The 11998-nt window shown below is 66.0% G+C and carries 11 protein-coding genes and 4 pseudogenes; 4 read left to right on the forward strand and 11 right to left on the reverse strand.

From position 1 onward, the window contains the following. The first annotated feature begins 15 nt into the window (after positions 1-15). Entirely contained in the window at positions 16-1035 is a 1020-nt protein-coding gene (locus tag HEB94_RS05740) for an aldo/keto reductase (protein WP_192748943.1), read from the forward strand. 21 nt (positions 1036-1056) lie between these two features. Next, positions 1057-1950 carry an LLM class flavin-dependent oxidoreductase gene (locus HEB94_RS05745; protein WP_192748944.1) on the forward strand — a complete coding sequence of 298 codons (894 nt, stop codon included), beginning with the start codon at positions 1057-1059 and terminating at the stop codon, positions 1948-1950. Between the two features lie 3 nt (positions 1951-1953). Here the strand turns inward: HEB94_RS05745 and HEB94_RS05750 are convergent, their stop codons facing one another. Both HEB94_RS05750 and HEB94_RS05755 read right to left on the reverse strand, forming a co-directional pair. Further along, the gene (locus tag HEB94_RS05750) at positions 1954-2685 is read right to left on the reverse strand and encodes a hypothetical protein (RefSeq protein WP_192748945.1); all 732 of its coding nucleotides are present in this window, start codon (positions 2683-2685) and stop codon (positions 1954-1956) included. A 255-nt stretch (positions 2686-2940) separates the two neighbouring features. Beyond that, positions 2941-3468 (reverse strand): ArsR/SmtB family transcription factor, encoded by a 528-nt coding sequence (locus tag HEB94_RS05755; RefSeq protein WP_238361436.1) that lies wholly within the window; start codon positions 3466-3468, stop codon positions 2941-2943. Between the two features lie 11 nt (positions 3469-3479). On the opposite strand from HEB94_RS05755, the gene HEB94_RS05760 reads away from it, so the two are divergent. Continuing rightward, positions 3480-4049, forward strand: a complete 570-nt coding sequence (locus HEB94_RS05760) for an IS607 family transposase (protein WP_192748946.1) — start codon at positions 3480-3482, stop codon at positions 4047-4049. Between the two features lie 293 nt (positions 4050-4342). On the opposite strand, the pseudogene HEB94_RS54380 reads toward HEB94_RS05760, so the two are convergent. The 6 genes and pseudogenes from HEB94_RS54380 to HEB94_RS05790 form a co-directional block, all read right to left on the reverse strand. After that, a pseudogene (locus HEB94_RS54380) lies at positions 4343-4540 on the reverse strand (IS3 family transposase); the annotation flags it as partial. A 31-nt stretch (positions 4541-4571) separates the two neighbouring features. Next, positions 4572-5066: pseudogene (locus tag HEB94_RS05770) on the reverse strand (IS30 family transposase); the annotation flags it as partial. 73 nt (positions 5067-5139) lie between these two features. Next, positions 5140-6942, reverse strand: coding sequence for a group II intron reverse transcriptase/maturase (ltrA, locus tag HEB94_RS05775; RefSeq protein ID WP_192748948.1), 1803 nt, complete (start codon positions 6940-6942; stop codon positions 5140-5142). Between the two features lie 682 nt (positions 6943-7624). Next, a pseudogene (locus HEB94_RS05780) lies at positions 7625-8503 on the reverse strand (transposase); the annotation flags it as partial. Between the two features lie 59 nt (positions 8504-8562). After that, positions 8563-9171 (reverse strand): annotated as a pseudogene (locus tag HEB94_RS54385) (IS3 family transposase); the annotation flags it as partial. An 8-nt stretch (positions 9172-9179) separates the two neighbouring features. Continuing rightward, positions 9180-9497 carry a transposase gene (locus HEB94_RS05790; RefSeq protein ID WP_192748950.1) on the reverse strand — a complete coding sequence of 106 codons (318 nt, stop codon included), beginning with the start codon at positions 9495-9497 and terminating at the stop codon, positions 9180-9182. Between HEB94_RS05790 and tnpB the strand changes: the two genes are divergently transcribed. After that, positions 9381-10712, forward strand: coding sequence for an IS607 family element RNA-guided endonuclease TnpB (gene tnpB / locus HEB94_RS05795; RefSeq protein WP_273374957.1), 1332 nt, complete (start codon positions 9381-9383; stop codon positions 10710-10712). The two genes, HEB94_RS05790 and tnpB, sit on opposite strands and share 117 nt — an antisense overlap. Here the strand turns inward: tnpB and HEB94_RS05800 are convergent, their stop codons facing one another. The 3 genes from HEB94_RS05800 to HEB94_RS05810 all read right to left on the reverse strand — a co-directional run bounded on the left by HEB94_RS05800 (position 10713) and on the right by HEB94_RS05810 (position 11936). Next, on the reverse strand, positions 10713-11207 hold the full coding sequence (locus HEB94_RS05800) for a hypothetical protein (protein ID WP_192748952.1): 495 nt from the start codon (positions 11205-11207) through the stop codon (positions 10713-10715). It lies immediately after the preceding gene. 252 nt (positions 11208-11459) lie between these two features. Beyond that, entirely contained in the window at positions 11460-11597 is a 138-nt protein-coding gene (locus HEB94_RS05805) for a hypothetical protein (protein WP_192748953.1), read from the reverse strand. A gap of 141 nt (positions 11598-11738) precedes the next feature. After that, a complete protein-coding gene (locus tag HEB94_RS05810; protein WP_192748954.1) occupies positions 11739-11936 on the reverse strand; it encodes a DUF397 domain-containing protein in 198 nt (65 codons plus the stop codon). Positions 11937-11998: the final 62 nt, after the last annotated feature.

The raw sequence follows: 11998 nt of genomic DNA on the forward strand, positions 1-11998 counted from the left end.
TAGAGGAGACGCAGCATGCAGTACCGCACCTTGGGCCGCACCGGCGTACAGGTCAGCTCCCTCGTGCTCGGCGCGATGAACTTCGGCACGATCGGACGCACCACCCAGGACGAGGCCACCGCGATCATCGACACCGCCCTCGATGCCGGGATCAACCTCATCGACACCGCCGACCGGTACAGCGACGGCGAGTCGGAAGAGATGGTCGGCAAGGCCATCGCCGGCCGCCGCGACGACATCGTGCTGGCCACGAAGGCGAGCATGCCGATGGGTGAGGAGCGCAACCACCAGGGCAGTTCGCGCCGCTGGTTGGTCACCGAACTGGACAACAGTCTTCGTCGCCTCGGCGTCGACCATGTTGATCTCTACCAGATCCACCGGTGGGACCCGACCACCAGCGACGAGGAGACGCTGTCGGCGCTGACCGACCTGCAGCGCGCGGGGAAGATCCGCTACTTCGGCTCCTCGACCTTCCCCGCGTACCGCGTGGTGCAGGCCCAATGGGCCGCGCGGGACAACCACCTGAGCCGTTACGTCACCGAGCAGCCCAGCTACTCGATCCTGCAGCGCGGGATCGAGGCCCACGTCCTGCCCGTGACCGAGCAGTACGGGCTTGGTGTGCTCGCGTGGAGCCCGTTGGCCTCGGGCTGGCTGTCGGGCGCGATCCGCGAGGGCCAGGAAGTCACCACCAGCCGCTCACGGTTCATGCCGCAACGTTTCGACCTCACCATCCCCTCCAACCGGGCCCGGCTCGACGCGGTGGAGCAGTTGGCCACCCTCGCCGACCAGGCCGGTTTGACCATGATCCAGCTGGCGCTCGGATTCGTGACCGCGCATCCCGCCGTGACCAGCGCGATCATCGGCCCCCGAACCCTGGACCACCTGCACTCCCAACTCGCCGCCGCGGACACGGTGCTGCCCGCCGACGTACTCGACGCGATCGACACGATCGTCGCGCCCGGCGTCGACCTTGCCCCGCAGGAGAAGTTCGACACCCCACCCGCGCTGCTCGACCCGTCGCTGCGGCGCCGCTGACCAGCGAAAGGACCACTGCCCATGCCGCACACATCCCTGCCCCGTTTCGGGATCATGACCGCACCCATGCAGGTCGACTACGACGACATCCAGCGGGTCTGGCGCGAGGCGGACACGATCCCGGAGATCGAGCATGCGTGGCTGTTCGACCACCTCATGCCCATCGCAGGCGACCCGAACGGACCGATCTACGAAGGCTGGACCCTGCTCTCCGCCCTCGCCGCGCAGACCAGCCGGCTCCGTCTCGGCCTGCTCGTGACCAGCAACCGTTTCCGACCGCCCGCGATGCTGGCCAAGATCGCCACGACCGTCGACATCGTCTCCGCCGGACGGCTCGACTTCGGTATCGGTGTGGGCTCACGCCCCAGCCATCCACTGGCGAGGCGGGAGTACGAAGCACACGGCCTGCCCTTCCACGACTCCGCCCACGCCGTGGGGAGCCTCGCCGAAGCGTGCACGGTGATCCGGCGGTTGTGGACCGAGGCCGAACCGTTCGACTTCCACGACACCCACCTCGACCTCACCGGCGCGTTCGGCAACCCCAAGCCCGTCCAGCGACCCCACCCGCCGATCATCATCGGCGGACGCTCCTCCGCGACGCTGCGCGTGGTCGCCGAGCACGCCGATATGTGGAACATCCCGGGCGGCGACATCGACGACGCCGTCCGCCGCAGCGCGTTGCTGGACCGCTACTGCGCCGAGATCGGTCGCGACCCAGCCTCGATCACCCGCTCGATGCACCTGCCCGTCTCCTACGACCAGCCCAGCGCCACCCAGGACGCGATCGGTGAAGCGATCGACGCCGGCTTCGGGCACATCGTCCTCGGACTGGCAGCGCCCTACCCCGCCGACGTGGCGGCGTGGGTCGCCGACAAGCTCATCCGCACAGCGACCCAGACGATCCAGACGATCTAGGTGTCACCGTGGCGGCTGGCACTGCGCGGGCAGCGTGACCGTTCCGGGCTTGTGCTGGAACGTGTTCATCACCGCCCACTCATCCAGCTGCGGGTCGTAGAGATTCTGCACACCGAACTGGAGCACCTGCCAGAACGTCCCCGGGTTCTTCTGGTCGACGTAGATGTCACCGAGGGCGAACGGGAGGCGCGGGAACTTCCCAGGAGGCAACTGCGGCAGGACGACACCGACCCGCCAGTGGTTCACCTTCCGATCCGTGGTGCGCTCCGCACCGCGCTGCAGGATCTCCGGTCCGACGAAGCGCGAGCCCTCGAGTGCCTCGTTCAGCGTCTCCAGGCTGAAGCCCGGGATCTGTGAGCACCGGTGGTCGGTCAGGTTCGGCCACTTGTAGGTCAAGGTGTAGAGGGTGTCGTTGTAGATCAGGTTCGTGAACCAGATCGGGTACTGCGGGCCACCCGCGACCATCTGGCTGTCACCGTCCTTGCCTTCCCAGGTGAACGGAACGGTGATACCGAGATCCCGGACGATCCACTTGCCCTTCCCACGGAAGTTCCGCGGCAGGCGAGGTGGCTGTGGCGTGTGCTTGCTGTACGCCTTCGCAACGTCCGCCTCGCCTGAGGGCGTGGTCGCGGTGGTGGCTCCACCACCGGCCGGGGAGGGAACTGTCGGGCCGATGGCGACCAGTCCGCCGAGTACGGACGCCGCGATCATCCGAAGTATGCGTGTCCAGTCCATGGTCTCCCCCGGCTGTCGCGTCGCATTCCCGTCGTGGCAGAGACTTCGAACGCAGCGATGCGACTACACCGTCCCCGGCCCGGAGGGCCTGAAACCGGGCTGTCGAGCGACGGCATATTCCTGGACCGGCGCGAAAAGCATTGTGACGTTGACAATGCCTCACCGCCAATATCCACGATGACAAAGGCTCGTTGGTGACACCGGCGAGAGCTCAGCCGCCCACGTCTGGGTGAGGTGCGAACGCCCGGACGCGGGTCAGGTTTCCGCCAGGACTCGAACCTGGGGGAAGATCGCGTGCAGGAGGCCCGGAAACGAGGCTTCCATTTCCGCGGTGCGCAGGACGTTGAGGGCTTGCCCGCCTTCACGATGGGTGGCGATGATGCCCGCTTCGCGGAGGATCTTGAAGTGGTGGCTGAGGGTGCTCTTGGCCACCGTGGTGTCGAAGCGGCCGCACGCGATCGCCGCGTCCGACTCCCTCAATTGCCGGACGAGGTCCAGGCGCACCGGGTCCGCAAGTGCGTTCAGTTTCGCGTCCCTGAGCAGTTGCCGGTAGTAGCGCGGCGTGTAGGAGCGTCCGGTGGAGGTGTCCCGCAGGACGACCTCCCGGTTGCCGAACACCTCGGGGTCGGCCGCGGACATGTAGGTGGTCGGGGCGGACCGGTACAGGCGCGAACTGCTGGCGGCGTTACGCGGCGTCGCGGGGTACTCGAAGTTCTGGACGTTGAGCCCGGTGAACAGGACGGGGTCTTTAATAGCTGAATTTGAGTTGTCATTAGCTGTCATATAGTAGTGACGTGAATTTGAAGGAGTGGGCGACTTCCCAGGGCGTCAGCTACGCCACTGCGCTGCGGTGGTACAAGGCTGGGAAGTTGCCCGTTCCCGCCTACCAGGCCGGGCGGTTGATCGTCATCGGTGAGCCTGGAGTCGCTGCAACTGCGACCGTGGCCGTCTACGCCCGTGTCTCTTCAAGCGACCAGAGCGCCGACCTCGACCGGCAGGTAGCTCGGGTGTCGGCGTGGGCCACAGCCAACGGCTACCAAGTTGGCAAGATCGTGACCGAGGTCGCCTCCGCGCTCAACGGGAAGCCTCAGAAGTTCCTCGCGCTGCTTCGTGATCCCTCAGTTTCGACAATCATCGTTGAGCACCGCGACTGCCTCGCCCGCTTCGGTGCCGAATACGTGGAGGCCGCGCTCGCGGCATCAGGGCGGCGTCTGGTCGTGGCGGACCCGTCTGAGGTTGATGAGGATCTGGTTCGGGACGTGACCGAGATCCTGACCTCATTGTGCGCACGGCTCTACGGTCGCCGCGGCGCCGCCAACCGCGCGGCTCGTGCGGTTGTCGCGCTCTCCGAGGACCCGGCGTGACCCTGCTGGGGTACAAGTACGCACTCTGTCAAGCCCCGGGTTTCGTGGAGACTGATTTAGTTGGTTCCTGCCGCGGCCAAGACCGGGTTGGTCTGGGCGTGTGATGCCGTGCCGGCATCGGTCTGGGACGCTTTGGTGACGTCGTGGTGGTGGCCATGCTGGGCGTCGGGCTGCTCGTCGTGGTCGTCAGGGTCGGTGGCCTGACGGGCCCAGTAGGCGGCCTCGTACTCGGCGGGCGGGACGTGCCCGAGCTCGCCGTGCAGGCGTCGTTGGTTGTACCAGTCGGCCCACTCCGCGACCGCGATCTCAAGGTCGTCGATCCCGCGCCACGGTCCCTTCCGCCGACGCGCTGGACCGCGGACGAGCTCGGCCTTGAACAGCGAGTTCAGCGCCTCGGCCATGGCATTGTCGTAGCTGTCTCCTCTACTTCCAACCGACGCGACCGCGTCGGCCTCCTCCAGCCGCTGGGTGTAGCGCAACGCGCGGTATTGCTTAGGTTCAAGGGGTCGTAGCAACACCGTCCTAGGAAACTAAGGATAGGTGGTCTTTGAACGCTTCGGCGGGTGTTCTCCATCCGAGTGTTTTGCGGGGACGTGTGTTGAGGGTGGAGGCTATGGCGTCGAGGTCGGTGATGCTGTGCCGCGACAGGTCGGTTCCTTTGGGGAAGTACTGGCGCAGCAGGCCGTTGGTGTTCTCGTTGGTGCCGCGCTGCCAGGGTGAATGGGGGTCGCAGAAGTAGATGTCCAGACCGGTTTGGAGTTTCAGCTGTAGGTGTTGAGCCATCTCGGCTCCTTGGTCCCAGGTCAACGAGCGGCGCAACTGCTCGGGCAGGCCGCCGATCTGGGCCGCGATCGCGTCGCGCACCGCCAACGCGCCGTGTCCGGCTAACGGTGGGCCGTTCTTCGTCGGTAGGGTGAGTCCGTAGCTCTCCATCCGCGGCAGGTGCAGCAGGACGGTGAACCGCGTGGTGCGCTCGACAAGCGTCCCGATTGCCGATTGGTTGAGTCCGATGATGAGTCGGGTAGCGGGGACGCATTACTGCGTCCCCGCCCCCTCAGAACCGTGCAAGCAGCTATTCACCGCACACGGCTCAAGCAAGCCCGAAAGGCGCACCGGCAGGAGAAGGTGCGGGACTCGTCATCACGGCGGCTCCGTTCCGCCGTTGACAATGGGTGTGGAGGAGACGGACTCGTTGATCGCCAGGCGTGCTCTCCTCCGGGAATGCGATGTATTGCTTGGAGATCGCCTTCCGGATGACGACCCGCCATGCTTCCCATTCTTGTGGGCTTTGTGGCGGGTGGTCGGCGTGCAGCAGGAGCCCTCCGCAGACCGAGCAGCGGCCGTGTTGAGCCTGTAGGAGGCGCACGGTCATAGCGGCGACTGGCAGAGGTGTTCCCTTGCGGCGCCGCTGAGCCCAGTATGACTCCAGGGTGGGGTCGTCCGGGGACGCCTTCCCCTTGACCAACTGGTGCCGGACTATCTTCGTCCAGGAGAACTTGAGCAGGTAGGCGCCGCTGTCGCGGTCACCGAACACCCATCGGTCCCTCCTGGTCTTGTTGAACCGGCCGAAGTACTTGTCGCAGATCCAGTGCTTCGGCTTGTTCGGGTGGCCGTGCTTGGCCCACTTGTAAGCGAGCTTCCACATGTAGCTGTCCAGCGCCGTGAAGATTTCGCTGGACACCACCGTCCGGTAATAGGCCGACCAACCCCGCACAATCGGGTTGATCTTCTTGAGTACCGCACCAGCGTTGGCCCCTCGCAGGGCCAGCATTTCGGTGCGCAGCCGTTCCCGGATCCGTCGTTGAGCCGCTGCACTCGGTTTGATCAGCAGCTTGCCGTGATAGCGGCGGACATTGAATCCCAGGAAGTCGAACCCGCTCTCCGCGTGGACAATGCGTGTCTTGCCCTCGTGGAAGGCGAGCCCCCGGGGCGTCAGCCATACCGCCAGCCGTTCCTTGACCTGTTCGGCCTGCTCACGGCTGGTGCACATCGCGACAAAATCATCTGCGTACCGCACCAGCACGGGGCTACCGCTCTGCGCACTCCCGGCATCTCTGCCGGAGGTGTAATAGCGGACCCCTGCGGCTTCCTCCATCCCATGCAAGGCCACGTTGAAGAGCAAAGGGCTAATAACCCCGCCCTGCGGAGTTCCCTCCTCGGTCGGGGCGAACCGACCGCGATCCACGACCCCGGACTTCAGCCACTGCCGGACCAGTCCCCGGGCTGGGAAGGTGCCGAGCGCCGCCATGAGCCGGGCATGGTCGATACGGTCGAATGCCGCCGTCAGGTCAGCGTCGAGCACCCACGCACGCTGCGGGTTCTTCCCGTTGAGCGTGGAGTAGATGGCCCCGATCGCGTCGTGACAGCCGCGGCCAGGCCGGAAGCCATACGACTTCGGCTCGAACCGCGCTTCCCACTCGGGCTCCAGTGCACCCAATGCCACAGCTTGCAGGCATCGGTCAACAATCACTGGAATCCCGAGCCCGCGCTTCTTCTTCGTCCCCGGCTTGGGGATAAACACCCGCTTGACGGGCCAGGGAATCCACGGTCGGGCACGGTGCTGGACCCAGTCGGCCAGAGCGGCCTTTGACTGGGAAAGCAACACCACCTTCCCGTCGACTCCCGCCGTCGCACGTCCCGCGTTGATCTCCGTCACCCGTCGCACGCTCAGGAGCGTGTTCGAGCGGGACCGAAGCATCAGCTTCTGCAAATTGCGGACCTTCCTCAGGTCCCCTGCCTGCGATGCCGTGAAGATTCTCTGCCGCAGACGTCGTACGTCTTCCTCGACCCGCCGCCAGTCAACCGACGCCCAGTCCAAGTCTTCGCCCTCGGGTCCGTTCACCAGCGCGGAGGCGGCAGAACGACCGAGGCCGTTCCGTCCCGCGATCAACATGGTGTCCAACTTGCCCCTCGGTTCCGTCGTCTTTCTTCAGTGATCTCTGCACAGGCTCACCTGGCCCACGTCAGCACCCTTTCGGGCCGGGCAGCACACCCGTATCCGGACGGTTATGCGGGGCGGCCGGCGGAGAGGCCGGCCATACTGCCCCGGGTTCCCGTTTCCTTTCGGCTTCCGGCATTGGCTTCTTGGGTCATCCTGTTCCCGCTGGGGAATTTAGCCTTCCTCACAGTCGGCCGACCGGGCTCCTAACAGCCCGGACCCCAACGGGGTTTCCACGTTCCACACGAATGAGATACGACCGGGGTGGGTGCTCCCTTTACCCCGAGGCGGCGGTGTCCACCTGGCCGGAGTGACCTCTACCAGCCAGCGCCTACCGCTTCACAACGGCTAGCCATACACCCCACTAAGAACTTCCATCGGCGAGGCTTGGGATCACGAGGCATCATCGGGAGTTCACTTTCGTTCACCCGTCCGGTCTTCCCCTTGCCTGTAACTCCCGGATGGAACGGGAGTCCTTGGGCTTTCCCCTGAGCTTCGCACCACCCCGTTACCGGCGTCGCACGTCAAGGGCGGGGACGGGCCATACGGACACAGACCCGTGACTGCACCTACGGCCTTATCAACCGCCTCTCCAACTGGACAGTCCACTCAAATTCGTGCGGCTTCGTGTCGCACGGTCGCCTTCCCAATGCCCTGGAACGGCCCGGTCCTCAACCTCAGCAGGCCGGTTGGTGATCAGCACCTCGGGCGTGACGAACTTCTTGCCCCGTCCACGGGTGCGGGCGCGGGGAACTCGAAGGGCACGGCCAGTGCGTAGGCAGGCAGTCAACTCGCGCTTGAGGGCGCCACGCCCTTGGATGTATAGCGCCTGGTAGATCGTCTCGTGCGAGATCCGCATTGACTCATCATCACCGAAGTCGACCTGCAGCCGCTTGCTGATCTGCTCTGGACTCCACGCAACTCCCCAGCGCCGGTCCGCGCGGCGGCCGTGACGCCTTCCCTTCCACGGCACGTTCGGTCCCGGGATCGGCCGGCCCTCGGCGTCGCGGACCACTCCTGCCAGCCGCTGTTCGACATAGCGACGGAGCCGATCGTTGACGGCCAGCTTCGCGACCTTCGGGCGCTTACCGCGACTCTCGGCGTGCCACTGGGCAACGGATGCGCGGTAGTCCACACGCCCGCCGCGGGTGGCGGCGTTGCGGCGCAGCTCCCGAGAAATCGTCGAGGGGCTGCGACCCAGCTGTGAGGCGATCTGACGAAACCCATGGCCTTCGACTCTCAGCAGCGCGATCTCCTCACGCTCAGTGAACGACAGATACCGACCCGACGGCTCGGCAAGACTGATCGGTGGCATACCGCCACCCTCACGAAACCAGCGCGATCCCACCGGCACCGACACGCCGCACGCGACAGACGCGTCCTCACTCGACAATCCCTTCCTGACCTCACGCCAGAACCGTCGCTGAACCTCGCGAGCGTTGCCCCCTGGCCGACCCGACGACCGCATCGCCGGCCTTCCCGTAACAGCTGTCGTCCATCCCGGCGGACGCCCCATCCACACACCTCCTCATCGAGGTGTTGCGACGACCACTGGAATCCGCCTTGCACGCCTCTGTCGCTGTGATGGACCAGGCCGGCCACGTCCTGACTAGCGTGTTCACGCCGCCAGATACCCATCTGCAGCGCATCCAGTGCGAGCTCGGTATACAGGCTGATCGACACCTGCCACCCGAGGATCATGCGGGAGTAGACGTCGAGCACGAAGGCCACATAGACCCACCCGTCCGCGGTGCGCACATAGGTCAGATCGGCCACCCACAACTGGTTCGGACGTGACGCGGTGAAGTCGCGTCTGACCAGGTCACAGGGTCGCTCGGTCTCAGCGGCCGGCTTGGTGGTCCGGGGGTGCTTGTCCCGGGTGACGCCACGGACACCTTCGGCGCGCATCAGCCGTTCGACCGTGCACTTGGCCACCTGATGGCCCTGACGGCGCATCTCGTGCCACACCTTCCTCGCGCCGTAGACCTCCAGGTTCTTCACATGCACCTCCTTGATCTGCTCGACCAGGATCTGGTCACGGACAGACCGAGCCGACGGCGGCCGGGACTTGTGGGCGTAGTAGGTCGACGGCGCGATCTCAGCAGGCGTTCCCTTCAACGCCGTCAGGACCGGCTGGACGCCACCGTGCTCCGCTTCCACGGAGTCCACGAACTCGACCTTCAACGCCGTGTCTATCGACTCGGACGGTCCAACTCCGCCGCGAAGAAAGACGCCGCCGACTTCAGAATCGAGTTCGCCCGGCGCAGCTCACGGTTCTCCCGCTCCAGCTCCGCGATCTTGGCCGCGTCCGATGTCGTCGTCCCCGGCGCCACCCCAGCGTCAACCTCAACCTGCTTCACCCACGTCCGCAACGCTTCCGGATGCACCCCGAGTTGGTCCGCGATCCGCTTCACCGCGCCCATCCGAGACCCCGGATCCTGCCGAGCCTCCACCGCCAACCGCGTGGCCCGCTCCCTCAACTCATCCGGGTACTTACGCTGCGCTGCCATCGTCCTCGTTCCTCCAGGCTTCGATGTCTCCATCTAACCCGGGGCGAGACACCTCGTCTCAACTGGTCGTTGTACGCGCTGCGTAAGGACTGGAACCAGGCCAAGAACGACGTAGCGCCATGGTGGGCCGAGTACTCCAAAGAGTCCTACTCCTCCGGGCTCGATGCTCTGGCGGCTGCCTTGAAGAACTGGGGCGCTTCGCGCACCGGCAAGCGCAACGGTGCCCGCGTCGGGTTCCCTCGGTTCAAGTCCAAGCGCCGGGCTGTGCAGTCGTGCCGGTTCTCCACCGGAACTATCCGCTGTGAACAGCGGTACGCCGTACTGCCGCGCATCGGGCGGGTGAAGCTGCACGAGCACCCAACCAAGTTGCTCGCCGCGCTGGCTGAAGGGTCGGCGCGCATCATGTCCGCCACGATCCGTTTCGAACGTGGCCGCTGGTTCGTGTCCTTCACCGTGGAACAGTCGCTTCCCGAACTCACACCCGCTCGGCCCGATGCGGCTATCGGCGTGGATCTTGGTATCAAGACCCTCGCGACCATCTCCGAAGGCCCACCCGTTGAGAACCCGCGTCACTACATCCAGGCCCAGCAGAAGCTGGCCCGCCTGTCCCGACGCGTGTCCCGCCGTCGCGGCCCGGACCGGCGTAGTGGCCAGGCCGCGTCGAAGCGGTGGCAGCGCGCCAACGCCCAGCGCAACCGGGTGCATCACCATGTCGCTGACCAGCGGCGCGACGCCATACACAAGCTGACCACCCGGCTCGCGTCCACCTACGCCACGGTCGTGGTCGAGGACCTGAATGTCACCGGGATGATGTCCAACCGCCGCCTTGCCCGCCACGTTGCCGACGCCGGTTTTGGCGAGTTCCGGCGCCAACTGGAGTACAAGGCCGAACGGTTCGGCAGCCGGGTAATCGTGGCGGACAGGTGGTTCCCGTCAAGCAAGACCTGTTCGGGCTGCGGAGCAGTGAAAGCCAAGCTGCTCCTGTCCGAACGCGACTACGTCTGTAAGACCTGCGATCTGATCATGGACCGCGACGCGAACGCGGCCAGGAACCTTGTCGCACTGGCAGTCGCCGCGAGTAGTGCGGAGACGTTAAACGGACGTAGAGCCGACCAGAAGACCCGGGTTACCGGGCAGGTGGCTGAGAAACGTCAACCGGGCACGGCATCTGCCCCTCAGGCCCGGACTCCTTCGCCAGAAGGTGCAGGTGTATAGCTAATGACTACTCACTTGCAACGGTGAGCCGCCCGTCGTACCCGGCCGCGACGCGGATGCTCGTGTTCCGCACGTACCCCGCCGACTCCAACCTGTCATACATCGGCTCGTAGAAGGGAGCGCTGCCGGTCCGTCCGTAGTCCTTGACACGGCGTCGACCCCGGGCTGGTCGGAGAACCTCGACGGCATCGGCTTCGCGGGATCCCGGTCATAGCGGAGCGTGAGCAGCTTGTCCTGGCAGACCTGGTTGAACGTCCGGCTCGGATGGCTGTTGCGGTACCAGTCCTCGAACCTGCCGGAGCGAGGGCACTCCGGCGCGGTCGTCTGGTTGTGCACCGTCACCGAGAGCTTGGTGAGGTGGAACGCCGGGAAGAGGATCACCGGTGCGCCGACCGGAGCCGCGGACGCCGGAGCCGATGCCGAGACCGAACTCAGTACCAGGGCCAGCACGGCGAGGGCGACACCTGCCATCCGGCGCGGCGCACGCGCCGGCACACCCCGGTCGTAGCGTCCCCGCTCCGCGCATACCACCCCCATCGGGTACGGCCCGGAACTTCTCGCCAACCCGGCGGATCCGTCGGTGCTTCTTCTGCCGGCACCGTAGACACAGGCCCCCGCTGGGAGCACGGGACGACCGGCCCGACCAGTCGGGGACCCAGCGCGTAGGAGTGCCAAGCGAGACCGTATGAGTTACTGCACAGGACAGACCCCCGGGGTGGGGCCGGGGGCCTCTCCGCTACTGATCGATCAGAACTGGTCGGCGAAGTGGCCGATCGGGTCGCCCGCGGAGGTCTTGAACTGCTCGACCGTAGGGACCTGCTCGGCCAGCTGAACGCTCGAGGACCCGTTGCCGCACGAGCTGCCATTGCCGGGGGTGTACTGCATGGTGGTGCGTGCCTTCCTGTGAGTGCGGGCCCGGGGCAGGGTCCTTGCGTGGGGCCTGTCCCGGGCACCTGCCTTGCTGCCCGCCGCCGTTGCGTTGTCGAGCCCTCTGTCAGGTCTCGCGGCGACAGGACACCTGTGGGGTTAGGACAGGTCGAACCGGCCGGCGCGGACGCCGGCAAGGAACGCCTGCCACTGGGCGGGCGCGAAAGCGAGGGTGCCGCCGTCGCGGTTCTTCGTGTCGCGCACTCCCACGTGGGTGGCTGAGGCGCCGATCTCGACGCAGTTGCCGCCGCCGTTGGACGGGGTGGCCTTGCGCCACCCGCTGAACTGCTGGTGCACCCTTACTCCTCTGTGGGTTAGGACAGGTCGAAGCGGCCGGCCCTGAGGCCGGCCATGAACTA

The organism is Actinopolymorpha pittospori (assembly GCF_014873875.1).
Classification (GTDB): Bacteria; Actinomycetota; Actinomycetes; order Propionibacteriales; family Actinopolymorphaceae; genus Actinopolymorpha; species Actinopolymorpha pittospori.